Here is a 25,950-nt window from a genome sequence, read left to right as displayed (position 1 = left end):
TCAGAGCAGGTGATCGGCCTCCCCGGCCTTGATGCCGAGGATGAGGCTGCGGAGGGCTTCACGGGTGTCGGTGAGGTAGGCGTCCTCGGCACCGGCGACGGCTATGTAGGCGTTGCCTTGGGGGTCGGTGCCTAGGCGGAAGCAGCTGGCTCCCTCGCCGCAGAACGGCTCTTCCCAGGTGATGTCGTTCATCGGGGTCTCCTCACAGACTGTTGGCGATGTCCCGAATGAAGTCGCGCGACTCCTCCTGTGACAGCGCGATGCGCTCCATCCAGTCCAGGTGCGTACGGTACTTGACCAACTGCGTGTCCCCACTGAGGAATTCCGGCCCGTGACTGCTGTCGATCTGAACGGTGTCCAGCTGGGGAACCGGACCTTCGAGGAAGTTGAAGGTCTGCCCCGAGCCGGGGAACGTACCGGCGACGAACGGAATCACCAGTAGCCGTACTGCCGGTCGCTCCGAGACGGTCAGCAGATGCTCGAGCTGAGCGCGAGCAACCTTCCGCCCGCCGAACTGCATACGCAGAGCGGCCTCGTGCACAACGGCGACGTACTCGGTCGGGTTGTCGCCGTTCAGCACTTGCTGCCGCTCCACGCGGTACACCCAACCCCACCTCGCAACGGCCTGCGACACCCGCCGCCGCGCAGCCCTCCGCGTCCTGGCCCGCGTCTGCCGAGCCTGCGAGGGCGACTGGGGCTTCGGCGAATCCCGAGAACCGGGCGGCGGAACGCGAATGTGGGCGACGCTACCGAGGACGGGGACGGCGAAGTACGGCACGCTCACCGTGTGACCGCCGTTCCCAAGTGACCGTCGGGGCCGCCCGCTTCTTGGCCAGTGTCGTGCTTCCGCGAGGCGAGTAAAGGGCGCTTCGCGTCGCCTTCGGCGATGGCCCTGCGGGCCACCCTTGACTCGCCTCGCTCCAGCACGGGTGAGAAGCGAGCGAGCGGCCCGGAAAGGCGGGTGGCCGAGCGGGCGGTCACTTCCGTCGGTTGCGGGGCCTGCCGGGGTTGGCGGGCGCGGTCGCGCCTCGCATGCACGTCGGGTGGGCTTGGCGGCGATCGGCAGTGTGTGGTGGCGGTCGCGTCGGCGGGGTGGCGGGACGCCGGCTCGGTTCAGCGGCCTGCGGGTGGTGGGTGGCTGGGGCGCGCCAGGCGGTCGGGACAGGCCGGTCGGCTTGGCGGTTTCCGCCCGGCAGGAGGGGGTGGGAGGCGCGGGGCGGGCGCGGACTCGCCGATGGCGCTGGCAAGTCCCTGCTGCCACATCAGCCCCACGGGCCGTACCCCAGGAGGTAATTGGCCGATTTGGCTCACTGCAGGCAGTCCCCACCTGGGCTTTCTCTCCCGCTGGGTGAGCCAAATCGGCCAATTACTGTTCCATCGCCAGCGCCCGGCATCGGAACCCGAGGAAGGCTTACCAGTCACAGACCCCGGACGCTGCCACTCGCCCGCCACCCACCGGCCGGATGCCGTTGAGCCAACCCGGCGTGCAGGCGAGGCGCTGACGCGCCCCAGGGCGTCTTCATACATCTTGATCCATTGGGATGGCCTGTGCTCGTCAAGAAACCGGGCTCCTCAGGGCGTTCGCAGTACACCCGAGCCTGGAGGAACGCCTCGAACACGTCCTGCGGCGACGCCTCCCCACCCTTCGCCCGCCGCACCGCGTCGACCAACTCGGCCGCAACACTTGACTCTTCCGGCCTTGGTATGCCGCCCCCGTCCACACATGTGCCCAAAGATCACACAGGCCGATTACGGATTGCAACGCGGCTTTCCGACAACACCAACGTGATCCCCACGACAGCGCCGGCCGCATCGGGACATGCGGCCGGCGCCAGGAAGGGCGAGGATCACGGCAGTGCGTGCACGTGCGGCCCCACCGCGTTCGACCAGGCGTTCCCCGCCGTCGCGTCCCAGTTTGTCGACCACGTCATCGCGCCGCGCAGGTCGGGATACGTCCTCGACGGCTTGAAGCTGCCGCACCCGGTCCCCCGAGTCAGGCAGTCAAGCGCGTTGTTCACCACCGACGGTGACACATACCCACTGCCCGCGCCCCGCGTCGATGCCGGCAACCCCAACCCCACCTGGGACGGAGCCAGACCACCCTCCAGCTGGATGCAGGCCAGCGCGGTCAGGAAGTCCACCGAGCCCTGGCTGTAGACCTTGCCGTCGCAGCCGAGCATCGAACCGCTGTTGTAGTACTGCATGTTGACGACCGTGAGGATGTCCTTCACGTTCAGGGCCGTCTGGAAGTACGAGTTCGACGTCGACTGCATGTCGATGGTCTGCGGGGCCATCGTGAGGATCATCGACGGGCCCGCCTTCGCGGACAGCGAGCGCAGTGCCTGCGTCATGTACGTCGCGTTCAGGCCGTTCTCCAGGTCGATGTCGACGCCGTCGAAGCCGTACGTCTGCATCAGCCCGTACACCGAGTTCGCGAAGTTCGTCGCCGACGTCGCGTCGTTGACCGTGACCGTGCCGCGCTCGCCGCCCACCGAGATGATCACCTTCTTGCCGGCGGCCTGCTTGGCGCGGATGTCGGCCTTGAACTGGTCCACCGTGTAGCCGCCGAGGCCCGCCGAGTCCAGGTTGAAGGTGACCGCGCCCGGCGTCCCCGTCGCGTCGGCGAAGGCCACCGCGATGATGTCGTACTGGGACTGGACGTCCGCCAGCCGCTGCACGGTCGCGCCGTTGTTGAAGTTCTGCCAGTAGCCCGTCACCGCGTGCCGGGGGAGGTCGGAGCCGGTGTCGCCCGCCGGTGCCGTGGTGCCTGTCACGGTCGCCGACTTCGGTGACTCACCGGCCGCGTTCGTGGCCGTGACCTGGAAGGAGTACGACGTCGAGGCCGCGAGGCCGGTCACCGTCGCCGACGTGCCGGTCACCGCCGTCACCTTCGTGCCGTTGCGGTAGACGTTGTAGCCGGTCGCCCCGGAGACCGTGTTCCACGCCAGCGACACGGACGAGGACGTCGTACTCGATACCGAAAGACCGCTCGGCGCGCCCGGGATCGTCGGAGCCGGGTCGCCGCCCCCGCCGCCGTCGGGGCCGTGCACCGAGATGTCGTCGGCGTGGTAGGCCGCCTGGCCGTACCAGCCGTGCGTGTAGATCGTCACCGACCTCGTCGAGGCGCCTGTCGAGAACGTCGTCGACAGTTGTTTCCACGTCGTCGAGTCCGGTGTCCATGTCGACACGTCCGTCGTACCCGTGCCGGTGACGCCCAGGTAGGTGTAGCCGCCCTGGACCCATCCGCTCAGTGTGTACGTCGAGTTGGGCTGCACCGCCACCGTCTGGGAGCAGCGGGCGTTGTCCTGTCCGGCCGGGGTGGCTTTGAGCGCGGAGGTGCCGCTGTGTACCGGGGACGAGACGGTCGTACCGCTGTTCGCTGAGCAGGTCCAGTTGCTCAGGCCCGACTCGAAGCCGGCGTTCTTGGCGTTGTTGACGTCGGCGGCGGACGCCTGGCCGGTCGTCGGCACGGTGAGGGCGAGAGCGGCGGTCACCGCCCCCGACCACATGCGTATCCGTCTCCGTCTGCGTGCGCGGTCCACTGGGGCCTCCGGTGGGGGAGTGGGGTTGCGATGCGACGGTGGCCACCGTTGGACCTACAAGTTGGTCCAGACCAATTCAACTGTCAAGAGGTCCAGGCCAATTCGTCCGCCGGTGACCGACGAGATCTGGCACAGCGACGGTTCGAAGACGGCGTCGGTGGGCTGTCTGCCCGAGAATGATGGCGACGGCCACCACGATCATGCCCAGGTACTCGGTGCCGGCAGCTCCCCGGTCAGCTCCGTTACCAGGACCCACTCTTTCGGGTTCGGTCGGGATGCTCAACCTGCCCCGATTTGACGTGTCTTGTGCGACGACAGTTGCACGCCAGCTACGGAAACGCTGTTCTCCGGTCATCGAGGCGTGGATACAGTGCTGAGGAAGTCACGCAATGAAGTCACCTCGGTACACCGGAGTTGCGCCGGTGGGCCGACCGGGCGGGAAACGGGGAGCTGCGCGTGCCAACAGCCATTGCCGTGACCGGCGTCGACATGGCCCTGCCGGCGCAGGACGAACGCACCCTGCCCGCCGTCGTCCTGCAGGATGTGCACCAGCGCCCGCTGGAGCAGGCCCTCGCGGAGATGCAGACGCTGATCGAGACCCACGGCCATGTGATCGTCGTCAGCTCACGGGCCGTCCCCGCCGCGGTGGACCGGCGGCTGCACACCATCCGGTCGATCCTGGAAAGCGACCGGATCGCCCTGTTCCGCCCTGATCTGCCGCCGCTCGGACTCGCGGTCCTGGCCCGGCAGTTGAGGCAACTCGCCTCCTGTGACCTCACCCCCGGCGTTCTCGCCTCGGCCGGACGGCTGCTCACCCACTACATCCACGCCGGCGCCCTCCTCGGCTCCGTGGCCCGGCTCGACCGCGTCCCCGTCAGCCTCAAGTCGCACGCCAAGTCCTGGATGCCGGGCAGCCAGTTCGGCGTGATCGCCCACCCCGAGCCGCAGCTCGTGAAGATCGACCCCCAAGCCACCCTGAGCGGACCGGAGTTCGGCACCTGGATGCTCGTCGCCAAGGGCCAGCTCCAGTCCGACTGGGTCACCGCCTCACTGGCCCCGGCGTGGAAGGTGCAGGGGCTGCGCGAGGCCCAGCTGCCGGCCGAGTCGGCCGGCTGGTGGGGGACCGGCAAACTCATCGAGTTCTGCACCTATCTGCCCGACCTGTCGGTGCTCTACCAGCTGGTCAGCTCGGTGCGACAGGGCCGCTGCCACTGGTGCGGCATCGACGTCATCGGCGACCGGTGCGTGTTCTGCTCCGCCGTCGCACCGGAGCACGAGCAGTCCTACGAGAACCAAATCCCCGCGGGGTGAGTCCTGAATCACAGGACACGCACGGGGCCCCGGCACCCCGCGGGGCCGCGCACGACCCCTCACCGCTCACACGAACCCAGCCCACTCGACCGATATCCCCAATGAGGTTGCACGGTTCATGAACTCCCGTCAGCGCCGCGGCGTGATACTCCTGCTTCTGTCCGTCATCTGCGCCCTCGGCGCGTTCGCGGGCGTCCTGTCCGTCATCAGCGACGTGAAGTCCAAGGTCGGTCCCGAGGTCACCGCGTACCGGGTCAAGGCGAACGTGGAGCCCTACTCCGCCCTCACCACGGGCCAGTTCGAGAAGATCGAGATGCCCGAGCGCTGGCTGTCGGCCAACGCGGTCACCGATCTCCGGCAGATCGAGGGCAAGATCGCCGTGACGACCCTGCGCGAGGGCTCCCTGCTCCAGAGCGACATGATCGTCGACCAGCCCGCCCTGGAGCCCGGGCAGCAGGAGGTCGCCATCATGATCGATGCGGCGACCGGGGTGGCCGGCAAGATCACACCGGGCTCCACCGTCAACGTGTACGCCACCTTCGCGGGCGAGCGTGAGGGTGACCCCGCTCAGTCCAAGATCATCGTAACAAATGCACGGGTGATCGACGTCGGCAGGTTGACGTCCCTCAACCCCGACGAGGACGACCGCAGCCGCCAGGCCACCGACGCCGTCCCCATCACCTTCGCCCTGTCCAGCATCGACGCCCAGCGCATCACCTACGCCGAGTCGTTCGCCGACCGCGTCCGGCTCGCCCTGGTCGCACCCGGCAGCGACACCACCGTCCCGGACGAGGACCGCACCTACGAACTCGCGAAGGACAAGTGAGGCCCGTATGCCCACGAGGGTCCTGCCGGCGGTCGGCGACGCGGACGCGGTCCGCTCCATAACGACCCTGCTCAGTCAGCTCCCGGACGCCGAGCCGGTGGCCCCGGTGGTCGACTCCACCCAGCTCATCGACACCCTCGCCCGGCTCGCCGCCGAGTCCGTCGACGAACTGCCCGAGGTCGTGGTCGTGCACGAGCGGATCGGCCCCGTCCCGGCACTGGAGCTGATCCGCGAGGTCGCCCTGCGCTTCCCCGCCGTCGGGGTCATCCTCGTCACCTCCGACGCCGGCCCCGGCCTCTTCCAGGCCGCCATGGACTCCGGCGCCCGGGGCCTCGTCGCCCTGCCCCTGAGCTACGAGGAACTCGCCAACCGCGTCCAGGCCGTCGCCCAGTGGTCGGTCGGCGTACGCCGCCACCTCGGCCACACCGGCGACGTGTTCACCGGCGTCGGCGGCACGGTCGTCACGGTCAGCGGCGCCAAGGGCGGGGTGGGCGCGACCGTCACGGCCGTCCAACTGGCGCTGGCCTCCCAGGCGTCGGGCCGCAGCACCGCCCTGGTCGACATGGACCTCCAGACCGGGGACGTGGCGTCGTACCTGGACGTCCAGTTCCGCCGCTCCGTCGTCGACCTCGCCGCCATCGCGGACATATCCCCGCGCGTCCTGGCCGACGCGGTGTTCCGGCACGACACGGGGGTCGCGCTCCTGCTCGCCCCCGGTGAGGGCGAACGCGGCGAGGAGGTCACCGACCGGGCCACCCGGCAGATCGTCAGCGCCCTGCGCTCCCGCTACGAGACCGTCGTCATCGACTGCGGAGCCCAGATGAGCGGCGCGAGCGCGGCCGCGGTGGAGATGGCCGACCGGGCTCTGCTGGTCACGACGCCGGACGTGGTCGCGGTCCGGGGCGCCAAGCGCACCGTACGGATGTGGGACCGGCTGCAGATCCGCAAGGCGGAGGAGACGACGGTCGTCGTCAACCGCCACTCACGCGCCACCGAGATCCAGCCACCGCTCGTCCAGAAGATCACCGGCACGCCGGTGGCGGCCACCGCCGTCCCCGCCAACTTCAAGGAACTCCAAGGAGCCGTGGACGCGGGCCGCCTCCACGAGCTGGACAGCAAGAGCGTGGTCAAGCAGGCCCTGTGGGGCCTCGCGGGCGAACTCGGACTGGTCAAGGTCCCCGAGGGCGACCGCAAGGGCAGCCGGCTGCGGGGCGACCGCGGCGCGGTGAGCTTCCGGAGACGGAAGGACGGAGGGGGATGAACGTGCGTGCACTCCTGAAACGGGACCGGGGCCAGGTCACCATCGAGTTCCTCGGCATGACCCCGCTGATCATTCTGACGCTGGTGCTGCTGTGGCAGTTCGTGCTCGTGGGATACACGTTCACACTCGCGGGGAATGCTGCGGACGAGGCGGTACGGGAGGGGACGGCGGCGGTCGATCGTCAGGCGGCCTGCGAGGAGGCGGGCCGTCGGCATCTGCCGGACGCCTGGGAGGGGGGCGCCAGCGTGCAGTGCACCACGAACGGCGGCTATGTCACGGCCGACGTCAGTCTCCAGGTGCCGGTCCTCTTCCCCGGCTCGGTCGGCTTCCCCTTCCCGGGCGTCGACGGGCATGCGGGGGCCGTGGAGGAGGAGGTGGGCTGAGATGTCGTACGAGCACTGCTCCTTTTACGGCCGTAAAGACCGCGAGCGCGGCCAAGTCGCCCTCGAGTACCTCGGGTTCATCCCGATCCTGATCCTCGTCGCCATGGCCGCCGTGCAGATCGGACTGATCGCCTACACCGGACAGCAGGCCGGCACGGCCGCCCGCACCGGCGCCCGCAGCGCGTCCCTGAACGGGCCGTACGTGCAGGACTGCCAGAACGCGGTCAGCGGCTGGCTGGCCGACGGCACCGCCTGCTCGAGCGCCGAGCTGGGCGACGAGGTCGAGGTCACCGCCACCGTCGACATCCCGTCGATCGTCCCCGGCTGGGACTTCGGCGACGCGAACAAGACCGCCACGATGCCGATCGACCACTGAAACAGGGAGCACGGCGATGAGCCTGCGGGCACGGATCAACTCCCCCGAGGAGAACGGAAGCAGAGGCGAGGACGGCCACCTGGTCGCCTCGTACCGCGCCAAACTCCTGGAGGAGATCGACCTCGCGGAGATGAGCTCGCTCGCGGCGGCCGAGCGCAGGGCGCGGCTGGAGCGGGTGCTCGGGCACATCATCAGCCGTGAGGGCCCGGTGCTGTCGACCGTCGAACGGTCCCAGCTGATCCGGAGGGTCGTCGACGAGGCGCTGGGGCTCGGCATCCTGGAGCCGTTGCTGGAGGACGCGTCGATCACCGAGATCATGGTGAACGGCCCGGACGCGATCTTCGTCGAGCGCGGCGGCCGGGTGGAGCAGCTGCCGCTGCGGTTCGCCTCCAACGAGCAGTTGATGCAGACCATCGAGCGGATCGTGTCGACGGTCAACCGCCGCGTGGACGAGTCGAATCCGATGGTCGACGCCCGCCTCCCGTCCGGCGAGCGCGTCAACGTCATCATCCCGCCGCTGTCCCTCACCGGCGCCACCCTCACCATCCGCCGCTTCCCCCGTTCCTTCACCCTCCAGGAACTCATCGGCTTCGGCTCGCTGGACGAGCACATGCTGTACCTGCTGGCCGGGCTGGTGCAGGCCAGGTTCAACATCATCGTGTCCGGGGCGACGGGCACCGGAAAGACGACACTGCTCAACGCCCTCTCCGGCCTGATCCCCGAGGCCGAACGCATCATCACCATCGAGGACTCCGCGGAACTCCAGCTCCAGCAACAGCACGTCATCCGGCTCGAGTCCCGCCCGCCGAACGTCGAGGGCCAGGGCCAGGTGACGATCCGCGACCTGGTCCGCAACTCCCTGCGGATGCGTCCCGACCGCATCGTCGTCGGTGAGGTCCGCGGCGGCGAGTCACTGGACATGCTCCAGGCGATGTCGACCGGCCACGACGGCTCGCTGGCCACCGTCCACGCCAACAGCGCCGAGGACGCGCTGATGCGTCTGCAGACCCTGGCCTCCATGTCCGACGTCGAGATCCCCTTCGTAGCGCTGCACGACCAGATCAACAGCGCCGTCGACGTGATCGTCCAGCTCACCCGGTTCGCCGACGGAGTCCGCCGCGTCACCGAGATCGCCCTGCTCGACAGCCACGGCGGCGAGCCCTACCGGCTGGCCACCGTCGCCCGCTTCAACGCCCAGCCCATGGCCGCCGACGGCCGCATCTACGGATCCTTCGAGTACTTCCCGCTCACCCGCCGCACCGCCGACCGCCTCTACATGGCGAGCCAGCCCGTACCCCAGGCCTTCGGCGTGGCCCAGTCCGCAGACCAGCTAGCCACCCGAGAAGCCAGGTAGGCAGGAACCGTCCCCATGGAACTCCAGACCCTCGTCTCGCTCACCACCGGCATCACTCTGCTGACCTGCGTCCTCGCCGTGGCCGGACTGCACGCCTACTCCATGGGCAAGGCCCAGCGCCAGGCACTGGTCGACCGCCTGTCGTCCACCGGCCAGATCCCGGTGGCCGGCCGACGGCGCCACTTCCCGACCCTGGACCGCCGCCTGCGCCGCACCAAGCTGGGCCGGAAACTGGAGCTGAGGCTTGCCGCGACCGGCCTGGACGTGACACCGGGCGAGTTCTTCGCGGCGATGCTCGCCACGGTCGCCGGCCTGTGGCTGATCGGCCAGGCCACGCTGGCCCCCTTCTTCGGCCCGATCGCCGGACTGCTGGGCATCTGGGTGGCAGTGCAGTTCCTCAACTGGCAGCGGCAGAAACGCATCGAGAAGTTCATCAACCAACTCCCCGAACTGGCCCGCATCCTGGCCAACGCCACCCAGGCCGGCCTCGCCCTGCGCACCGCGATCGGCATGGCGGCGGAGGAGCTGGAGGCTCCGGCGGGCGAGGAACTGGCCAAGGTGGCCAACCAGTTGGCGGTCGGCGCGTCGATGGACGACGCGCTGGGGGAGCTGGCGGACCGGCTCCCCTCGCGTGAGCTGGTGGTGTTGGTCACCACGCTGGTGCTGTCCAACCGGGCCGGCGGCCAGGTCGTCAGCGCCCTCCGGAACCTGACGGAGACGCTGGAGGAACGCAAGGAGACCCGACGGGAGATCCGCACCCAGCTGTCGCAGGTCAGCATGACGTCGTACGCGGTCCCGGTGATGGGCGTCGGCTCGCTCTTCCTGATGAACGGCGTCAAGGACGGCGCCCTGGACCGAATGACGGCCTCCCCGGTCGGCCAGGCATGCGTGATCATCGCGTTCGCGCTGTACGCCGTCGGCTTCGTCCTGATCCGCCGTATGTCCCGTATCGACGTCTGAGACGGAGGGGTACCTCATGGCACTTCTGCTCGCACTGCTGATGGGCCTCGGCGTCTGGGGCGTCTTCGCCGGCATCCGGATGTACCGGGCGGAGGCAAAACTGCCCGGCGACCTCGCGCTCGCCCTGGAGGTCGGCTCGACCCGCACGGGCGCGGTGGACTCGCTGGTCGACCGCCTGGGCATGCGGTACGCGCCCGCCGTACTGCGCATGATGGGCTCCAAGCAGGTCGCCAAGTACCGCCGCAAGATCGACCTGGCGGGCAACCCCGGCGGTCTGACGATCGACCGGTATGCGGCGAGGAGGGCGGTCTACGGCTTCCTGGGCGGCCTCGGCGGCCTGGTGTTCCTGCTCCAGGGCAACATCTTCATGGCCCTGCTCCTGTTCGCCTTCGGCGCGTTCTGGACGGAGGTCGGCATCTGGTCGGCGATCCGGCTCCGCAAGGACGTGATCGAACGGACCCTGCCGGACTTCCTCGACGTCCTCGCCGTCGTGGTGAGCGCCGGCCTCGGCTTCCGCCAGGCCCTCGACCGGGTCTCCTCCCGCTACGAAGGCCCCTGGGCCGACGAGATCCGCATCACCCTCCGCCAGATGGACCTCGGCATGAGCCGCCGCCAGGCCTTCGCCGAGCTCCGGCGCAGGAACGACTCCGAGCAGGTCGCCATGTTCGTCACGGCACTGCAGCAGGGGGAGGAGCTGGGCGCGCCGATCGTCGACACGCTGGTGTCCCTGGCCAAGGACATGCGCCGCACGGACGCCCAGAACGCCCGCCGCAAGGCGGCCCGCGCCGTCCCCAAGGCCACGATGATGATCACGACGTTCATGGTCCCGGCGACGATGCTGCTGCTGGGGGCGGGCCTGCTGCTCGGCTCCGGTACGGACTTCGGCACGATCACGGGTGAGTGACGACCATGACGACACCACCGACGATGAAGGAGGGCACAGGCCTCCTGCGCCGCCGCCCCAAACTGCCCGAGATCACGACGCCGCCCGCGGGGACGGTGTTGCCGGCCCATGTGCGGTCGGGGGCACCGGACATCCCGGTGACGTCGGTGACGCCGGCGTTGCCGGCGGGGTGGGTGCGGGCGGACGGGGAGAGGGCGCTGCAGACGCCGGCACAGTCGCGTGCGGTTGCCGGGGACGGCGGATCGGCGGCGCACGGCGGGTCGGCTGCGAACGGCGGGAAAGCCGCCGATGGCGCTCAGCCCCCACAGGGGCCACCCGCACCTGACCACGATGGCCGCACGGATGGTGCGGGTGGGAACCAAAACCCGGCCGAAGGCCGGGTGCCCCCCACCGCACCCGCACGGGCCCCCGCACCCGCATTGCCCATCCAAATCAACGCCCTGCAAGCAATGTGCCGCCAGGTCTTCGGCTTCCGCCTGGCCATGATCGCCCTCGCCGCCCCCGCCGCCCTCCTGAACGCCAACCCGGGCGTGGGCGCATACCTAGTCGGCGCAGCCGTAGTCGTCACCTTCATGGCCTCCTACGTCCTCTTCAGGGACTGGGAACGCTTCGGCCCCCTCCTCCTCCGCCACCCCTCCCTCCTCGCCGTGGACACCCTCCTCGGCTCCCTCCCCCTGATCTCCGCCGGCCCCGACACCACCCTCGCCTACGTCAGTGTCTGCACCCCCCTCCTCGCCGGCCTCGTCTACAGCTGGCGAGGCGCCGCAGTCTTCGCCTCCCTCCAGTCCCTGATCCTCGTCCTCGTCCACGCCACCCTCACGGACACCCCGAACGCCGGCCCCGCCGAAACCCTCCTCCTCCCCGGTCTCTGCGTCATCGCAGGCGCGGTCGGCTCGACCCTGCGCAACCTCATGCTCCGCTTCGGCGAAGCCACCCACGCCCTGACGACGGTCCAGGCCCGCCTGGCCGTCACGGAAGCGGTGGCCGCAGAACGCGCCCGCCTGGCCCGCGAACTCCACGACTCCGTCGCCAAGACCCTCCACGGCGTGGCCCTGGCGGCCGACGGCCTGGCAGGCTCCGCCGACAAAATGAACCCACGCCTGGTCAAACAGCAGGCGGAACTGGTCGCCCGCTCCGCCCGCCGAGCCGCCGCCGAATCCCGCGAACTCCTCACCGACCTGCGCCGAGAGTCGGACCCCGACCACGGCACGGACGTACTCGTCGAACTCGCCGCCCGCACCCGGGACTTCAGCACCCGCACCGGCCTCCCGGCCACCTACCGCCCCACCGGCGAACACGCGGTACCCCCCGTCCCCCCGGCCGTGGCCCGCCAGCTCCTCACGATCGCGGCGGAGGCGATGGAGAACGCCCACCGCCACGGGGCGCCCACCCAGGTCGACGTAACGGCGGGCGTACACGGCGACCTGCTCCGCATCACGATCTACGACGACGGCCGCGGCCTACCCCCCGGCACCACCCTCGAACAACTCCGCCGCGCAGGCCACTTCGGCCTGGTCGGCATGGTCGAACGCGCCGCCTCGGTAGGCGCCCGCATCCGCATCGGCCGCGGCACGCACCCCCGCGGCACGGAGGTCCGCCTGGACCTCCCGCTAGCAGCCCTGAACACACCTCCAGCCTGACCCACTGCTCGCCCCCACGACCCCGAGAGGAGGCCGAACGATGCCGGACACCCAGCCCCACCTGCCTCATCCCGGCTCGCCGCCCCCGCCCCCGCCTTCACCCACGTCTTCGCCCCAGAACCCGTTCGCCGACTTCCCACCGCCCCCGCAAACGGCCCCCCTCCGCGTGGTCGTTGCCGACGACAACCCGGTGGTACGCGCCGGCCTGACCGCCCTCCTCTCCGGCCGCGAGGACATCACGGTCGTGGCGGAGGCCGCCGACGGCCGCGAGGCCTACGACGCGGCCCAGGCCCACCACCCCGACGTGGTCCTCCTCGACGTCCGCATGCCCGGCGTGGACGGCATCTCGGCCCTCCCGTACCTCGTACGCCTGGCTCCGGTCGTCATGCTCACCTACAGCCGCGAGTCGGAAATCGTCCAGGAGGCCCTGCGCCGAGGAGCGGGCGGCTACCTGGTGCACGGCGAGTTCACGGCGGATCAGTTGGTGTCGGCGGTACGGGACATCAAGCAGGGCAGGGCCCACTTCACCCCTACGGCGGCAGGCGCGCTGCTGGCACAACTCCGGCAGGAGCAAGGTGCCCCCGGCGAACCGCCACCGCTCCCTGACGGCCTGGGCGCGACGAATGCGACTGCAAACCACGAAGTCGTGGCACGAACTGGAAGTTCCCCTATCAGTCACGTACCTGCACCGCCTATTTCTCCAGAAAACCTTTCGCAGGTGCAACCAGATGTGGCACAGTCGTCGTCGTACCGGGCAAGGTTCCAACTCAGCACGAGGGAAGCGGAGATCATGGACCTCATCGCATCCGGCATGAACAACCAGCAGATCGCCGCCACCTGCTTCATCAGCGAGAAGACGGTCAAGAACCACATCAACCGCATCTTCGCCAAGCTCCACAGCACAAGCCGCTCCGAAGCCGCCGCCAAGTGGCTGGGCACGGCCCCCGGTTCACAGCGGGGACTGGGGTGACCTGCGGTGACCAACGGGGGGACGAACAAGAAGCGATGGGCCTCGGGTTGGGCCCGTGATTGGGCCCTGGGGCCCTCTGGTGGGAGGGGTGTCCCGCCGTACGTTTCCGGTATCGCAAGCGGCACCGAAGCCGATACCGGAGGGGAACACCATGAGCAACTGGATCAACACCACGGTCACGTACTTCCAGTCCCGCGCCGCCCGCAACGACAAGGGGCAAACCGCGGTGGAGTACCTGGGCATCATCGCGGTGGTTGTGGCGATCGTGCTGGCGATCACGGGTACGGACATCGGGCAGTCGATCTACGACGCCATCGTGGAGCAGATCGACGAGGTTACCGGTTGATCGGGCGCCGCAAGTACGGCGACGCAGGGCAGGCCTTCCCCATCTACATCACGGTGGTGGCGGGCCTGCTCTTTCTCGCGTTCGCTTACCTTGCGGTCGGCCAGGCCGCGGCGACTCGGAACGAGGCCCAGACGGCGGCGGACGCCGCAGCGCTCGCCGCTGCCCAGGACAGGCGGGACCAGCTTGCTGGGCTGTGGCTGAAGAACGTGCTGGATCCGGGCCTTTGGCAGGACATCTTCGACGGCAACGTGGACGGGCTTGACCCATCGTGCGGGCGCGCAGATCAGCTTGCGGCACAGAACGACGCCCAAGTGCTGGAGTGCGTGCCGGAGGGATTCCTGGGCTACAAGGTCGAAGTTGAGACCAGCGAGCCCGTAGGGGACACCATCGTGCCCGGTACGGAGGACAAGTACGCGCGGGCATCCGCCACGGCCGTCATCGAGCCACGCTGCACGTTCGAGCTCCCGGGTGAGGGCGCTGCAGGCGACGTGCTGCCAAGGCTTACCTGCAAGGACAGGGACTGGGTCCTGGACCCGAAGAGACTCCTCGATCTCCCGGGACCCGAGGACCTCTTCGACGTCCATCTGGCCGACTGACAAGCGAACGACGAGGATGAAGGAAACGGAGTCATGAGCATTCGGTTCACTACGAAGGCCCGCAGGGGGATGGTCGCGTTGACCGTTGCGGCCGGACTGGCCCTCGGTGTGGCCGGTTGTGGCGGCGGTGGCGGCGAGGACGAGAAGTCGGACAGTTCGGCTTCTGCCTCCAAGGACAGTGGTTCCCAGCCGGGTGCTCAGGAAGGTACGGATGAGCCTCTGGCCGAGCTCAAGGGTGAGGACGGTCTCATCCTTAAGATCACGTCTGCCACTAGGGACTCCGGGGGCTTCCTCACCGTGAGCGGCGAGCTGAAGAACGACGGCGACGACTCGGTTCGGGTTTCGGTGCGAACCGCAGGTGACGAGACCGAGATCATCAGGCATGGAACATCGCTTGGTGGAGCAACCCTCGTGGATTCGAAGGGCAAGAAGCGCTACTACGTGCTGCGCGACACAGACGGCCGTCCCCTGACAACGACGGGCATGCCGAGGATCAAGGCCGGGGCCTCCATCCCCGTATTCATGCAGTTCCCTGCGCCTCCTTCCAGCACGACCGAAGTCAACTTCCAACTGCCGACGTTCGCCAGCGGCACCATCACGATCTCCGGGTGAGGCCCACCATGACCCACACCCGCCTCACCCTGGCCCTGACCGCCGCCACCGTAATGTTCGCCACGAACCTCTACGGCGCAGCGACGGCCCACGCCGACGAGAGCCCCAGCGTCCCCCCGGGCACGGAAGCCACTGCCTCCGCACCCGTGGAAGTGGACCCCAACGACCCCGACCTCAAGATCCCCGAGGGCGCAACGCTCGCCGAACCGAAAGTCCTGGACATCAAGCAGGTCGTCGAGGACCAGAGCGGAGACGAACGCCGCGAGGACACGAACGCGGACGTGAAGTTCGCCCTGCAGGCGGAGGTGCTGTTCTCCAAGGACAGCGCCAAGCTCAGCGGCGAGGCGAAGTCCCGTATCGCGGCGATCGCGGAGGAGATCAAGACGCAGAACGCGACGAAGATCCGCGTCTTCGGCTTCACCGACAACCTCGGCTCGTCAGCCCACGGCGACGTTCTGTCCAGGCAGCGCGCCAACGCCGTACACGACGTCCTGGACGGAGAACTGAACGACCCGAACATCACGTTCGAGGTACGCGGCTACGGCGAGCAGTACCCCATCGCGGACAACTCGACGGAGGCCGGCCGCAAGAAGAACCGCCGGGTCGAGGTCTCCTTCCCGCGCACGGAGAGCTGAACGGGGCCCGCCGGGGAGTGCCTCGTGTGGGATCTCAAGTTTGGCTGCACAATCTCACCGCCCGCTTCATATCGACTGCACTTTCCGTGTTCCTCGACGAACTCGCCCACCGCGCACGGCACATCGAACTGGCCGGCGAGCCCCGCCGCAGCACCTCCCACCTTGTCTGGGGTTACGCCTCCCTGCCCGTCTCACTCTCCGCGCGCGCGGATCATGGGTGAGCTATCCTCCGCGCATGCGCGGACAGTTCACCGGCTGGCCGGAGCAGGCCATGGACGTGTTGTGGCAGCTCCAGGGCGAACCGACCCACGCGACCCGCGAGCGCTACCGCGCGGACCGCGAACGCCTGGTCCGGCAGCCGATGATCGCCCTGCTCAACGAGGTCGCGGACACCGACCCCCGGTACGAGGACTTCTCCGTCTGGCACTACCGCACCGACTCCTGGTGGTGGCAGCACCAGGGCGCGGTGATCCGGCTCGGCCGCAAGATCGAGATCGGTCTCCGGTTCTCCCTGGACGGCCTGCGGATCCAGGGCGCCTGGTGGTACCCCGATCCCGGCCAGGTGGACATGTTCCGCAAAGCCGTGGCCTCCGAGGGGAGCGGCCGCGAACTGTCCGCCATCGTCGAGGACGTGCGGAAGAAGGGCTACGACATCTCGGGGGACGTGATGAAACGCCCCCCGCGCGGCTATCCGACGGACCACTCCCGTGCGAACCTGCTGCGCCACCGTTCACTGATCGCCGCCCGTCCCCTCGGCCTTGAGGAGTGGCTGCACACCCCCGAGGCGGTCGACCGGGTCCTCTCGGCCGCCGCCGACCTGGACGCCCTGCTGATGTGGCTGGTCCGCCACGTGAAGCGCACCGCCTGACATCACGAGGGCGCCACGCGGCACGGGAGGAACCACACCCGTGCCGCCAGCCCCCGCGCTCAGAAGAGGCGGACCTTCAGCGCCGACCGGTCGTCCATCGCCCGACAACCGTCCGGCACCTCGGCCAGGGGGCCGGCACGGTCGAAGACCGGCCCCGGACCGAGGACCCCGGAGAGCACATCCGGCAGGAGTTTGGGAATGCAGGCACGGACCGGGGCGATGCCCCCCGAGCAGGGCGATGTTGCGGTCGAACATCGGGCGGCAGAACGACCCCCGCGTTTCCCGCCGTACGGCACCCCCGCACAGCCGACCGCACCGCCGTCCCGGGTGATAGCGGGCCGTGAGACACCGCAGGTCAGCGATCTACCCGTCCGGAGCGGCCTCAGTAAACCTGGCGGGGATGCACCGAGAGCCGAGACAACCGCAGATGAAGCAGCGTGAGACACCGCGAGAAGTCGCAGGTCACAGCCTCGGCATATGCAGCGAAGCGCGAGACTCTACAGGTGTAGGGTCTCGCGGCTGATGTCGTAATCTCACGGGCCGTGTCGTACCGATGTCGTATACGACATCACCGTGAGACTAGCGCGTTGACCCGTCTCATCGGAGCTGGCAGGTTCTCAAGGAACCGGGTCGGATTCTCAAAGGGAGTGTCGCTGAGGGCTCGATTCTCACGACACCTGTCAGTTCCGTCACTCGGGTCGGGAGGGTGAAGATCTCCGCTGCTGCCCGGTCGATGTCCATCGAGAAGCCGCGATCGATTGAGACGCCGCACCCCGGCCGTCTCAGTCAAGTTAGCAACGCCGCAGCTCCCAACAAGATCAAGAGACACCTGCACTGCGACAGGACACGCGTGGGTGCTGCTGCTCAGCGCCTCGTCTCGTACCTGGTCAGGACCACGCCGCCGGGAAACGTCCGCGTCTCCACCAGGTTCAGGTTCACCCAGCTGTCCAGCGCGGTGAAGAACGGCGTGCCGCTGCCCACCAGGACCGGATAGGCGGCGATCGCGTACTCGTCGATCAGCCCGGCGCGCATGGCCGCCCCGGCGAGCGTTGCGCCGCCGATGTTCATTGGGCCGCCGTCCTCGGTTTTGAGCCGGGTGATCTCGGCGATCGCGTCGCCGGTGACCAGGCGGGTGTTCCAGTCGACCTTGTCGATCGTCGAGGAGAACACCACCTTCGGCGTGTCCCGCCAGTTCCGCGCGAACTCGATCTCCGCCGGGGTGGCGTTGGGCTGCTGGTCGCCGGTCGGCCAGTAGGAGCTCATCGTCTCCCACAGCTTGCGCCCATACAGCGACAGGCCACTCGCCTGCTCGTGGTCGAGCCACCACTGGAACAGCTCGTCGCTCGGCGGTCCGCTCCAGCCGATGTCGTCGCCGGGCGCGGCGATGTAGCCGTCCAGGGTCAGGTTCATGCCGTAGATCAATTTCCGCATGGCGCCAGCCTTCCGTTCGTGGGTGTCCGGCGTATAGACCAGCGCGGCGCGGGAAACTCATCGGTGCGCGATCTGGGCTCGCCGGTAGCCCTCGTGCTCGGGGCTCAGCGTGGTGTACTCGGCCGACTTCTACAAGCCGCCTGATCTCGACCTCGCCCTCGCGAGGAAATGCCACGGATTTGAGACTGATCATGGGTGACAAGGCCGTGAGACAGCCAAGAAACGCCCAGGTCACGCAAGATCGACATGTCACGAGCGGCGAGACCCTACATCGGCGGGACCGATACTTTCAGGTGGCCGTCGGGGCCGCCCGCTTCTTTGCCAGTGTCGTGCTTCCACGGCCCGAGTAAAGGGCGCGGCGTTCCGCTGCGCTCCACTCCGCGTCGGCTATGCCGATCGGCCTGCGGCCGACCCTTGACTCGGTCCGTTCCAGCACGGGTGAGAAGCGAGCGAGCGGCCCGGAAGGCGGGTACCCCAGGTCGGCCGACCATGCGGGTGGGTTGGACGGCTGGCCGGGGTTGGCGGGCACGGTCTCGCCTCGCATGCACGCCGGGTCGGCTCAGCGGCCGTGTCCACAGGAGCGGTGTAGCGGCTGAGAACGCAACACATCCGACGGATGTGTTACACCTGCGGATTCCCCTACCGGTGGGCGACAGCCGTACACCACGTCAGACGAGCGGAATTCGTTCGGCGAATGGTGGCTGCCCGCAGCCACGCCCGTTCGGGACGGGTCCCCGGGAGTCCCGCGGATGATAGGACGTCAGTCGCTGAGGTGGAACACGGAGATCCGCCGCGCGCACGCAACCGCAGCACACCGGGACACGGGAGCACCATGGCATCGACGACTTCGGCACGCACAGCAGCCACCGCAGGCAGGGGCCGTACACCTCGACGGGGAACCGGCATCGTTCTGGCGGCGCTGACCGCGCTGACTGTTCTGACCGCAGCCGGCTGCGGCAACTCGGACGAGGACGAGCCGGACGGTGGTCGCAGAGAGCCGGCGACGGAGTCCCGCTCCCCGAAACCGTCGGGGCATCCCTCCGCCGACCGCACCCCATCGGCGAAGCCATCGGTGACGGCGGCGGACGGGGATGACGTCGACGCCTGCGCGGACGGCAACTGCGAGATCGCGGTGTCCAAGCCGGTGACGTTCCGCTTCAAGGGACCGGCCGGGGTCGGTACGGCGACGCTGTCCGTGACGAAGGTCGGACCCAACGAGGTCGAGTACACGGTGAAGTCGGACAAGGGCCAGGCCAAGAATGGAGCGAGTGGCCCGGGGCAGGGCTGCATCACCGTTCTCCGCAGCAACGGCAGCAGCAACTCGTGCAGCGTACTGGGGGACGCCGGCCGGCCGAGCGCCCAGCCCGACGCCGTGGTGATCCAGGCGGTGACGGGGGAGGACGGTACGGCGATCCTCCATGTCGTGTCGCCCTGAGAACACCCTTCGGGGCACTACAGCAGGTGGTCGGCCTTCATGGTGTGCCGGCAACGCCGGCCGACGGTCAGCCGAAGAGGAGATCGACGTCCTTCTCGACACAGAACTGCAGGACGACCACCAACTGGCGGGCATCGTCGACGTGTCGTCGGAGGACCGGTTCGATGCTCCCGTCGTGCCGCTGGTCGGCGATCTGTTGCAGGCGGGGCAGGATCGCGGCGCACTGGGTCGGCGAGAGGTCGGGGCCGGCATCGTCGGGGTGATTGAGAAGCGGTGTGAGCGTGGTGGAGGCGTCGCTGACGAACACGGCGATGCCGAATGCCCGCAACTACTGCGCCGAGGTATCGCGCGAGTGGCGGCGACGCAGTGCGCGCAGCTGGGCCACCTGCTCCTCGAAGGTCCGTACGTCCGCGGCGCCGACGTACGGCATCGGCAGAAAGACAACAGCGCCGCCGCGCAGCTTGGCCGCGACACGGAGATTGGTGCCGCGGACGCGGGGGTCGCTGTTGTCTACCCGTACATCCTCGAAGCGGACGATCTCGTCCCACTCCAGCCGGTGCCACCGCGGCACCGTGCGGAACCTCAGCCCAGCCGGACCCGCCTCCACACGGCGCCCGGGCACCGCGAGGGCGCTCACAACGGTCAGCACACCGATGGTTCCGGAGAGGATCCCCCACTTGTCGGCCTGCGCAACACCGAGTCCGGCCCAGGCCCCTGTCGCAATCGCCGCCAGTGCGGACAACGCGATCGCCACGCGTACGGACTTTCCTCCGGCTCGCAGGGACAGCTCACCATGATCAGTCATTCTCATGATCCTGCCACCCACCCGCCGCCGCGCCCAGGGCGTCGATCACGCCTGCCGAGCCCCACGCCGCCGCACAGCTGTGGTGCTCAGAGTGGCTACGGCGCTCAGCCACACCCACGCGTACGGAAGTTCACCGGGAATCTCCACACCTCTACGCGGGACCCCCACCCGGCAGCACCCGCATTTCAGCAGGTCAGCGAATTCCGTCGGTTGGCCCCCGGGGCCATGAGCGCGAGATCCTGCCTCGCTTCTTCCCCGGCAGGATTGGGCCTCGGGCCCATGCTGGAGTGGTGGTCCGTCCCTGGCCTCGGCCGGGAGCCGGCATCGATCTGGCGGCGCGGACCGCGCTGACTACGGGGGCTCTACAGCAGGTGGTCGGCCTTGCCCGCCTTGATGTCCCGGATGAGGGTGCGGAGGGCTTCGCGGGTGTCGGTGAGGTAGTGGTCCTCCTGGCCGGCGACTGCGATGTAGGCGTTGCCTTCGGGGTCGGTGCCTATGCGGAAGCAGTTGGCGCCTTCGGCGCAGAAGGGCTCTTCCCAGGTGATCATCGTACTCCTCAGAGTTGGCTGGCGATGCTGTGCATAAATTCGCGCGAGTCGGCGGAGGAGAGCGAAGCTGCTTCCATCCAGTCCAAGTGGGCGCGGTACTTGTCGAGTTGGGACTGGCCGTGAAGGAATTCGGGGCTGTGGGCTGAGTCGAGTTCCACGGTGTCGAGCTGCGGCACCAGCGCCTCCGCATAGATCACCGCTTGCCCCGCCCCGGGGAACGCCCCCGCCTTGAAGGGGATCACCCGGACGTCGATGTTCTCCTGCTGCGACAGGTCGCAGAGGTGGTCGAGTTGCGCCCGCATCACCTTGGGCCCGCCGAACTCGACCCGTAGCGCGGCCTCGTGCACGTAGCCGACGTAGGTGATCGGGGTCTCTCGGTGCAGCACCTGCTGGCGCTGCATGCGCAGGGCAACCCGCAGTTCCACCTCCATCGGGGCGAGGGGCGGTAGCGCGGCGGCGAACAAGGTGCGGGCGTAGGCATCGGTCTGGAGGAGGCCCGGTACGTGCATGGCCAGACCTGCGCGCACCTTCTTGGCGTGCCACTCCAACTCCGCGATGTCCATGAGTCCAGCGGGGAGCTGACCCCGATACACCTCCCACCAGCCCCGCGTGCGGTCACTGGCCATGTCCGCCAGAGCTTCGACGTACGACTTGTCGCGGCAGTCGTAGTTGCAGGCGAGCGTCCTCAGGCGTTCCGGCGTGATCGTCCGAACTCCTGCCTCGATGTTGGAGATCTTCGTCCGGTCGATGCCCAGAAGCCCTGCGGCGTACTCCGTGGAAACCTCGGCTGCAAGACGCATCTTCCGCAGCTCTGCACCCAGTCGCTTCTGGCGTTCGGTGGGCGTTGCCCTCGGCGGCATGTGCACTTCCTCCAGTGGTCGCGGCGTCAGTCTGCCCCTTGTCCGCCCAGTTGGTCCATCCACACGAGTGGCAATCCCCGCAAGTAAGTGGCAAGTTACCACTCAATTCCTCTACCGTCAGTGATGGGTCGATCACGACCCCTCCGCCAAACCGGAAGCGCATCACGCGTGCCCGCCCGCACTCTCCTCCCCCGGGAGGGGTGGGCCCGCGTCAGGGAGACAGGCCACCGGGCGGAGTCGAAGCCACTTGTCCGTCATGGGAGTTGCCATGCCCGTAAGCGTGACGTCCTGCCCGGCCCCGACCGCCGTCGACCGCCCGCCCGCGCCCCCAACCCCCGAAACCCTCGCCTACAGCCTCACCCTCCCCGCCGCCCTGCAAAGCCCATCGAGCTGGGCGGCATGCTCCCGATCACCGCGGACCTGTTGGTCAGGCTGGCGGCGGCGCTCGACGTCACCGTGGATCTGCACGTGAACTGACCCACCCGGCGCCTGTGGATTGGGCGTGGATTTGGGTCCTCGGGCCCATGTCCCAAGGTGGCCCCCTCCCTAACCTCTGGCGGTGACGCAGGGGCCAGAACATGCCCCTGCCCGGCCGGAGTTGAGGAGGCGGGGGCATGGCCTCGATCGGGAGAGTGCCGGAGTTCGGAGGTGCGGGGCCGTCGGGGCGGGCTGGGCGGCGGGGTATGCCCGGGCCGCTTTCGGCGGCTCTTGTTCTCGTCCACGTGCTGTTCGCGGTCACCGTCATCGGCGGGCTCGGCCTGCTCCTTACGGCGGCCTCCGTGGACGCCGTCGACGGTGGGCTGCTGGCGCAAGTCGCGTACGCGGCCACGCCCGGTGTGCTCGGGTGGTGGCTGGCCCGGCGTACCTGGGTGGGCGGGAGCTGGGTCTGGGGTGGGCTGATTGCCGTACAGGCGTGGCTTGTTCTGGGCTCCTTGTCCAATCTCACCGACGGGTCGGCCCGGGGGTTCACCCAACTTCTGCTGCCTGTCCTGATCTTGTACTTCCTCACGCGCTCGGAGAGTCGCGACTGGTATCGCCGTCCCGCATCCGATCGGCCTGGCCGCCGTCCGTTCTCCCTGGCCCGGATGATTCGTTGGCGCCGGGACGAGGGGCAGACCGCGGTGGAGTACGCGGGACTTGTCGCGGTCGTCGTCGCCATCGTCGGTGCGCTCGTCGTCAGCGGGCTCGGTACGCAGATTCTCAGCGGGATTCAGGCTCAGGTGTGCCGGGTGACCGGTGCGGCCTGTCCGGCTCCGGAGGGCGGTGGCGATGTCACTGCCTGGGATGGCAGCGACGGCAGCACCAACGGCAACGGCAACGGTGACAGCAACGGCGGCGACGACGGCAACGGCAACGGCGACAGCAACGGCGGCGACGACGGCAACGGCAACGGCGACAGCAACGGCGGCGACGACGGCCCGGGCGGTGGGGACGACGCCCCGCCCGCCGAGGATCCCGCCCCCGACGACCCTGGCTCCGACGACCCCTCCGTCGTAGACCCCGTCTCCGACGAGGACGAGATCGACGAGCCGCCGTACGAAGACCCCACCACGGGCGGTGAGGACGGGGACGACGGCGGCGAAGGGTGTTTCTCCGGGTTCGGTGCCTTCTTCGGCTGTGCCGGTGATCAGCTCCAGCAGGTCGGTGAGGGACTCTTCGTCGACGGTATCGGCGGTGACCTGGCCGGGATCTGGAACACGGTCACGAACCCGGTCGACACCTGGAACGGCCTGATGGACTACGGCCGTTCGCTGGGCGAGGAGTGGTGGAACAACACTGCGGACGCCCGCGAGATGTGGGGCGACGGCGACTATCTGGGCGCGATCCTGGACTGGGGCGGCGCGTCGCTGGGGACCGGCGGCACGGTTCTGTTCGACATGTTCATCGGCGACGACGTCGTGGACCAGTGGAACAGCGGCAACGAGACCCGCGCCGTCACCACCGTCCTCTGGAACGTCGGCTCGCTGTTCATCCCCGGCTACAACGTCGCGAAGGTCGCCGAGAAGGCCGGCGCCCTCGGCAAACTGAGCCGACTCGCCGACAACGCGGCCGAGGCGGCGCAGGACGCGCGGCGGGCCGCCAGGGCGGGTGACCTCGACGCGCTCGAGGACGCGGCGAGGCGGGCCGACGAGGCAGCGGACGAGGCGGAGGAGGCGGCCCGCAGGACGGGCTGCACCATCTCCGCTCCGGTTCGGGACGTCCCGTACGGCACGGCCCCCGGCCTCAGCGGTGACTCCGGTTCCGGCACCACCGTCCTCGCCGCCGCCCCCACTGTCGTACTGGCGGCCGGAGGCTGTGACGAGGAGGCCAGAGAACAGGCGAGGCAGGCCCGCGAGCAGGAGCGGCGGGCCTACCTGGAACGCAAGCGGGCCGAGGAGCCGGCGCGTGCCCAGCAGGCGCTGGAGAACCGGCGGCAGTGGCCCGAACCCGAGCACGGCGACACCCGTGACCCGCGCAACTACAACCCGCCGGACTGGGCCGACGACCTGAGCACCCGTACCTACGGAGACGCCGACGGCGGCGACGGATTCTGGGCCAGTCGGGACCGGAACCCCGAGCCCAACTGGAGGAACGAGTCCTGGCTGCGCTATCAGGAGCAGGTCACCGGTACGCAGCGCGGATACGAGTACGTCGTCCCGCATCCCGACCCGGACGTGCCGGACGTCGAGTTCGACGGCTGGGACGCCTCCCGGGGGACGTATCTGGAGGCCAAGAACGGTTACGACAGCTTCCTGACCGCCGATCGGACGGAACTCACCCCCTCCGGCCGGGAACGGCTGCTCACCGAGGCCCGCCGGCAGTCCGAGGCGGCGCGGGGCAGGGGCATCGAGTGGCACTTCTCCAACCCGGAGGTGGCCGACGCGGCGAGGGACGCGTTCGAGGACGCCGGCCTGGACATCGAGGTCGTACACACCGCGCCGCAGCCGGTCGCCGGCGACCGCAGGCCCGAGGCGTTCAACTAAGAGCTAGTGCCGCGGCACTAGCAGGGCGCGGACGCCCCGGCGCCATACAGTGGGGACAGCCCGTACGAGGAGGCAGGAGCAAGGCATGCGACGAGTGGTGCGGGGCTTCTGGGGGCCCCGGCAGGAGTCGGTGGAGGAGCTCGCCGGACGCTGGAGCGCGATGTTGGGCCGGTTCGCCCAGCTCCTCCCGGAGGCCGGCGCGGAGTGGACGTGGCGGACCGTTCCCGCGTCCGGGCCCTCCGTGGACGTGCGGTCGGACGAGGCGTCCCTCGCGGGGGCGCTGCGTACGGCGCAGGCGGCCGACGACTGGTCGGCGGCGAACGGCACCTCTCTGCGTCTGCTCGCCGACAGCGCTCCGGGCTGGAAGGTGGAGGTCGCCGGACTGGCGGGCGGCACCCCGGAGTTCCTGCTCCAGTCGCTGGTGGTCACGCTCGTGTCTCCCGACGATGCCCAACTCCCCGACGCCGGACTGCTCACGGCGGTCGCCGAGGCATGGCAGCCGGACTTCGGCGACGTCGGCGACCGGGCCGTGACGGCCGCCCTGAAGAACGAGGCCGGCTTCAAGGTCGGTACGCCGTCGGTGGGATGGGTCGGCTTCCTGTCCCCGGGGCGAGCAGCCCGGGTTCCCGACGGGCTCGCGGCCGTCCGGAAGGAACTCCCGGACGCCGGTGTGCTCCTGGAGATCGCCGCCCCCGGTGACACCGAAGCCGTGGTCGCGGCCTACCGGGCGCTGAAAGAGGCCGGAGCCCTGGAGCCGCTGCCCCGCCCGCTGGACCGGGCAGCGCTGTGACCGCCCGCATGGGTGAGGCCTTCGACATGGGGCGGGCCCTGTCCGACATCGAGGCCCTCCTGGCCGAGCCCCTGCCCGCGGCCGGGCCGACGACCAGGGAAGGCGCCCCGGACACGGGCGAATGGTCGGCGACCAGGGGGGAGGGCTTCGTGCTGGTCCCGCTCTGGGAGGGCGAGGCCCTCACCGGGGTGTACGGGCGGGAGTGGGACGCGGTCACCAGCAAGGCCCAGGAGCACCTGGTCTCCCTCGCGGCGGAACTGGACCGTCGTTGGGGCGCGCATCGGATGGTCGGCATGCACGTACCGCTGTTCCGGAAGCAGGCGGGGGAAGCGCTGCCCGAGCCGTTCCAGGCGCTGAGCGACCATGATTTCTATGGCGATCTGGCCGTGTGGGGGCCGGTGACCGGGGACTCTGGACCGCGATGGGTCGGCGTCTCCCTCAACCACTACGACGGCGACGCCCCGATGATCATGACCGCGCTGGTCGCAGACCGGCCGATCACCGAGCTGGACGAGCAGACGTGATGACCACGCC

General features: G+C 69.1%; 28 protein-coding genes and 1 pseudogene. 21 read left to right on the top strand and 8 right to left on the bottom strand.

The window, feature by feature from the left end:
* Both ACKTSN_RS17405 and ACKTSN_RS17400 read right to left on the bottom strand, forming a co-directional pair.
* Positions 1-192 carry a hypothetical protein gene (locus tag ACKTSN_RS17405; protein WP_409469970.1) on the bottom strand — a complete coding sequence of 64 codons (192 nt, stop codon included), beginning with the start codon at positions 190-192 and terminating at the stop codon, positions 1-3.
* A gap of 10 nt (positions 193-202) precedes the next feature.
* The gene (locus ACKTSN_RS17400; RefSeq protein ID WP_409469969.1) at positions 203-634 is read right to left on the bottom strand and encodes a DUF5753 domain-containing protein; all 432 of its coding nucleotides are present in this window, start codon (positions 632-634) and stop codon (positions 203-205) included.
* Here ACKTSN_RS17400 and ACKTSN_RS17395 point away from each other — a divergent pair.
* A pseudogene (locus ACKTSN_RS17395) lies at positions 597-791 on the top strand (ATP-binding protein); the annotation flags it as partial. The gene ACKTSN_RS17400 and the pseudogene ACKTSN_RS17395 overlap by 38 nt on opposite strands.
* Before the next feature lie 1,056 nt (positions 792-1,847).
* Here ACKTSN_RS17395 and ACKTSN_RS17390 read toward each other — a convergent pair.
* Positions 1,848-3,509, bottom strand: a complete 1,662-nt coding sequence (locus ACKTSN_RS17390) for a chitinase (RefSeq protein ID WP_409469968.1) — start codon at positions 3,507-3,509, stop codon at positions 1,848-1,850.
* A 522-nt stretch (positions 3,510-4,031) separates the two neighbouring features.
* Between ACKTSN_RS17390 and ACKTSN_RS17385 the strand changes: the two genes are divergently transcribed.
* The 16 genes from ACKTSN_RS17385 to ACKTSN_RS17310 all read left to right on the top strand — a co-directional run bounded on the left by ACKTSN_RS17385 (position 4,032) and on the right by ACKTSN_RS17310 (position 16,584).
* Entirely contained in the window at positions 4,032-4,853 is an 822-nt protein-coding gene (locus ACKTSN_RS17385; protein WP_409474852.1) for a hypothetical protein, read from the top strand.
* Between the two features lie 118 nt (positions 4,854-4,971).
* A complete protein-coding gene (gene cpaB / locus ACKTSN_RS17380) occupies positions 4,972-5,679 on the top strand; it encodes a Flp pilus assembly protein CpaB (RefSeq protein ID WP_409469967.1) in 708 nt (235 codons plus the stop codon).
* 7 nt (positions 5,680-5,686) lie between these two features.
* Positions 5,687-6,940 carry an AAA family ATPase gene (locus ACKTSN_RS17375; protein ID WP_409469966.1) on the top strand — a complete coding sequence of 418 codons (1,254 nt, stop codon included), beginning with the start codon at positions 5,687-5,689 and terminating at the stop codon, positions 6,938-6,940.
* Positions 6,937-7,323, top strand: coding sequence for a TadE/TadG family type IV pilus assembly protein (locus tag ACKTSN_RS17370; protein WP_409469965.1), 387 nt, complete (start codon positions 6,937-6,939; stop codon positions 7,321-7,323). Before ACKTSN_RS17375 ends, ACKTSN_RS17370 begins: the two co-directional genes overlap by 4 nt.
* Before the next feature lies 1 nt (position 7,324).
* Entirely contained in the window at positions 7,325-7,699 is a 375-nt protein-coding gene (locus tag ACKTSN_RS17365) for a TadE/TadG family type IV pilus assembly protein (protein WP_409469964.1), read from the top strand.
* 16 nt (positions 7,700-7,715) lie between these two features.
* Positions 7,716-9,053: a CpaF family protein gene (locus ACKTSN_RS17360; RefSeq protein ID WP_409469963.1), complete on the top strand. Its 1,338-nt coding sequence runs from the start codon at positions 7,716-7,718 to the stop codon at positions 9,051-9,053.
* A 15-nt stretch (positions 9,054-9,068) separates the two neighbouring features.
* Positions 9,069-10,013, top strand: coding sequence for a type II secretion system F family protein (locus ACKTSN_RS17355; protein ID WP_409469962.1), 945 nt, complete (start codon positions 9,069-9,071; stop codon positions 10,011-10,013).
* A gap of 16 nt (positions 10,014-10,029) precedes the next feature.
* Entirely contained in the window at positions 10,030-10,917 is an 888-nt protein-coding gene (locus ACKTSN_RS17350) for a DUF5936 domain-containing protein (protein WP_409469961.1), read from the top strand.
* Positions 10,918-10,922: 5 nt separating this feature from the next.
* A complete protein-coding gene (locus tag ACKTSN_RS17345; protein WP_409469960.1) occupies positions 10,923-12,557 on the top strand; it encodes a sensor histidine kinase in 1,635 nt (544 codons plus the stop codon).
* Between the two features lie 40 nt (positions 12,558-12,597).
* Positions 12,598-13,527 carry a response regulator gene (locus tag ACKTSN_RS17340; protein WP_409469959.1) on the top strand — a complete coding sequence of 310 codons (930 nt, stop codon included), beginning with the start codon at positions 12,598-12,600 and terminating at the stop codon, positions 13,525-13,527.
* 151 nt (positions 13,528-13,678) lie between these two features.
* A complete protein-coding gene (locus ACKTSN_RS17335; protein ID WP_409469958.1) occupies positions 13,679-13,873 on the top strand; it encodes a Flp family type IVb pilin in 195 nt (64 codons plus the stop codon).
* On the top strand, positions 13,873-14,469 hold the full coding sequence (locus ACKTSN_RS17330) for a pilus assembly protein TadG-related protein (RefSeq protein ID WP_409474851.1): 597 nt from the start codon (positions 13,873-13,875) through the stop codon (positions 14,467-14,469). Before ACKTSN_RS17335 ends, ACKTSN_RS17330 begins: the two co-directional genes overlap by 1 nt.
* A gap of 33 nt (positions 14,470-14,502) precedes the next feature.
* On the top strand, positions 14,503-15,081 hold the full coding sequence (locus ACKTSN_RS17325) for a hypothetical protein (RefSeq protein ID WP_409469957.1): 579 nt from the start codon (positions 14,503-14,505) through the stop codon (positions 15,079-15,081).
* 8 nt (positions 15,082-15,089) lie between these two features.
* Complete coding sequence (locus ACKTSN_RS17320) at positions 15,090-15,716, top strand: OmpA family protein (protein ID WP_409469956.1); 627 nt, start codon at positions 15,090-15,092, stop codon at positions 15,714-15,716.
* Between the two features lie 26 nt (positions 15,717-15,742).
* On the top strand, positions 15,743-15,937 hold the full coding sequence (locus ACKTSN_RS17315; RefSeq protein WP_409469955.1) for a hypothetical protein: 195 nt from the start codon (positions 15,743-15,745) through the stop codon (positions 15,935-15,937).
* 14 nt (positions 15,938-15,951) lie between these two features.
* Positions 15,952-16,584 (top strand): DUF2461 family protein, encoded by a 633-nt coding sequence (locus tag ACKTSN_RS17310; protein ID WP_409469954.1) that lies wholly within the window; start codon positions 15,952-15,954, stop codon positions 16,582-16,584.
* An 864-nt stretch (positions 16,585-17,448) separates the two neighbouring features.
* Here the strand turns inward: ACKTSN_RS17310 and ACKTSN_RS17305 are convergent.
* A complete protein-coding gene (locus tag ACKTSN_RS17305; protein WP_409469953.1) occupies positions 17,449-18,015 on the bottom strand; it encodes a dihydrofolate reductase family protein in 567 nt (188 codons plus the stop codon).
* Between the two features lie 832 nt (positions 18,016-18,847).
* On the opposite strand from ACKTSN_RS17305, the gene ACKTSN_RS17300 reads away from it, so the two are divergent.
* On the top strand, positions 18,848-19,450 hold the full coding sequence (locus tag ACKTSN_RS17300) for a hypothetical protein (protein WP_409469952.1): 603 nt from the start codon (positions 18,848-18,850) through the stop codon (positions 19,448-19,450).
* A gap of 67 nt (positions 19,451-19,517) precedes the next feature.
* On the opposite strand, the gene ACKTSN_RS17295 is transcribed toward ACKTSN_RS17300, so the two are convergent.
* The 4 genes from ACKTSN_RS17295 to ACKTSN_RS17280 form a co-directional block, all read right to left on the bottom strand.
* Positions 19,518-19,757 (bottom strand): hypothetical protein, encoded by a 240-nt coding sequence (locus ACKTSN_RS17295; RefSeq protein WP_409469951.1) that lies wholly within the window; start codon positions 19,755-19,757, stop codon positions 19,518-19,520.
* A 21-nt stretch (positions 19,758-19,778) separates the two neighbouring features.
* Entirely contained in the window at positions 19,779-20,255 is a 477-nt protein-coding gene (locus tag ACKTSN_RS17290; protein ID WP_409469950.1) for a hypothetical protein, read from the bottom strand.
* A 362-nt stretch (positions 20,256-20,617) separates the two neighbouring features.
* Positions 20,618-20,803: a hypothetical protein gene (locus tag ACKTSN_RS17285; protein ID WP_409469949.1), complete on the bottom strand. Its 186-nt coding sequence runs from the start codon at positions 20,801-20,803 to the stop codon at positions 20,618-20,620.
* 8 nt (positions 20,804-20,811) lie between these two features.
* A complete protein-coding gene (locus ACKTSN_RS17280) occupies positions 20,812-21,663 on the bottom strand; it encodes a helix-turn-helix domain-containing protein (RefSeq protein WP_409469948.1) in 852 nt (283 codons plus the stop codon).
* Positions 21,664-22,346: 683 nt separating this feature from the next.
* Here ACKTSN_RS17280 and ACKTSN_RS17275 point away from each other — a divergent pair.
* The 3 genes from ACKTSN_RS17275 to ACKTSN_RS17265 all read left to right on the top strand — a co-directional run bounded on the left by ACKTSN_RS17275 (position 22,347) and on the right by ACKTSN_RS17265 (position 25,940).
* Positions 22,347-24,626, top strand: a complete 2,280-nt coding sequence (locus ACKTSN_RS17275) for a Tox-REase-5 domain-containing protein (RefSeq protein ID WP_409469947.1) — start codon at positions 22,347-22,349, stop codon at positions 24,624-24,626.
* Positions 24,627-24,711: 85 nt separating this feature from the next.
* Positions 24,712-25,416, top strand: coding sequence for an Imm52 family immunity protein (locus ACKTSN_RS17270; protein ID WP_409469946.1), 705 nt, complete (start codon positions 24,712-24,714; stop codon positions 25,414-25,416).
* Entirely contained in the window at positions 25,413-25,940 is a 528-nt protein-coding gene (locus tag ACKTSN_RS17265) for a hypothetical protein (RefSeq protein ID WP_409469945.1), read from the top strand. The genes ACKTSN_RS17270 and ACKTSN_RS17265 overlap by 4 nt, the downstream gene beginning before the upstream one ends.
* The last annotated feature ends 10 nt before the right edge of the window (positions 25,941-25,950 follow it).

This window comes from Streptomyces flavusporus, assembly GCF_046267975.1.
In the GTDB taxonomy this organism is placed as follows: Bacteria; Actinomycetota; Actinomycetes; order Streptomycetales; family Streptomycetaceae; genus Streptomyces; species Streptomyces flavusporus.
This window is presented reverse-complemented; position numbering and strand designations above follow the sequence as displayed.

Coding starts and splice junctions, on each gene's coding strand:
- ACKTSN_RS17270 (WP_409469946.1), top strand. CDS start 24,712: ATGCGACGAGTGGTGCGGGGCTTCTGGGGGCCCCGGCAGGAGTCGGTG.
- ACKTSN_RS17370 (WP_409469965.1), top strand. CDS start 6,937: ATGAACGTGCGTGCACTCCTGAAACGGGACCGGGGCCAGGTCACCATC.
- ACKTSN_RS17365 (WP_409469964.1), top strand. CDS start 7,325: ATGTCGTACGAGCACTGCTCCTTTTACGGCCGTAAAGACCGCGAGCGC.
- ACKTSN_RS17320 (WP_409469956.1), top strand. CDS start 15,090: ATGACCCACACCCGCCTCACCCTGGCCCTGACCGCCGCCACCGTAATG.
- ACKTSN_RS17405 (WP_409469970.1), bottom strand. CDS start 192: ATGAACGACATCACCTGGGAAGAGCCGTTCTGCGGCGAGGGAGCCAGC.
- ACKTSN_RS17300 (WP_409469952.1), top strand. CDS start 18,848: ATGGCATCGACGACTTCGGCACGCACAGCAGCCACCGCAGGCAGGGGC.
- ACKTSN_RS17350 (WP_409469961.1), top strand. CDS start 10,030: ATGGCACTTCTGCTCGCACTGCTGATGGGCCTCGGCGTCTGGGGCGTC.
- ACKTSN_RS17305 (WP_409469953.1), bottom strand. CDS start 18,015: ATGCGGAAATTGATCTACGGCATGAACCTGACCCTGGACGGCTACATC.
- ACKTSN_RS17275 (WP_409469947.1), top strand. CDS start 22,347: ATGCCCGGGCCGCTTTCGGCGGCTCTTGTTCTCGTCCACGTGCTGTTC.
- ACKTSN_RS17280 (WP_409469948.1), bottom strand. CDS start 21,663: ATGCCGCCGAGGGCAACGCCCACCGAACGCCAGAAGCGACTGGGTGCA.
- ACKTSN_RS17340 (WP_409469959.1), top strand. CDS start 12,598: ATGCCGGACACCCAGCCCCACCTGCCTCATCCCGGCTCGCCGCCCCCG.
- ACKTSN_RS17310 (WP_409469954.1), top strand. CDS start 15,952: ATGCGCGGACAGTTCACCGGCTGGCCGGAGCAGGCCATGGACGTGTTG.
- ACKTSN_RS17355 (WP_409469962.1), top strand. CDS start 9,069: ATGGAACTCCAGACCCTCGTCTCGCTCACCACCGGCATCACTCTGCTG.
- ACKTSN_RS17345 (WP_409469960.1), top strand. CDS start 10,923: ATGACGACACCACCGACGATGAAGGAGGGCACAGGCCTCCTGCGCCGC.
- ACKTSN_RS17325 (WP_409469957.1), top strand. CDS start 14,503: ATGAGCATTCGGTTCACTACGAAGGCCCGCAGGGGGATGGTCGCGTTG.
- cpaB (WP_409469967.1), top strand. CDS start 4,972: ATGAACTCCCGTCAGCGCCGCGGCGTGATACTCCTGCTTCTGTCCGTC.
- ACKTSN_RS17335 (WP_409469958.1), top strand. CDS start 13,679: ATGAGCAACTGGATCAACACCACGGTCACGTACTTCCAGTCCCGCGCC.
- ACKTSN_RS17360 (WP_409469963.1), top strand. CDS start 7,716: ATGAGCCTGCGGGCACGGATCAACTCCCCCGAGGAGAACGGAAGCAGA.
- ACKTSN_RS17385 (WP_409474852.1), top strand. CDS start 4,032: ATGGCCCTGCCGGCGCAGGACGAACGCACCCTGCCCGCCGTCGTCCTG.
- ACKTSN_RS17375 (WP_409469966.1), top strand. CDS start 5,687: ATGCCCACGAGGGTCCTGCCGGCGGTCGGCGACGCGGACGCGGTCCGC.
- ACKTSN_RS17390 (WP_409469968.1), bottom strand. CDS start 3,509: ATGTGGTCGGGGGCGGTGACCGCCGCTCTCGCCCTCACCGTGCCGACG.
- ACKTSN_RS17285 (WP_409469949.1), bottom strand. CDS start 20,803: ATGATCACCTGGGAAGAGCCCTTCTGCGCCGAAGGCGCCAACTGCTTC.
- ACKTSN_RS17290 (WP_409469950.1), bottom strand. CDS start 20,255: ATGACTGATCATGGTGAGCTGTCCCTGCGAGCCGGAGGAAAGTCCGTA.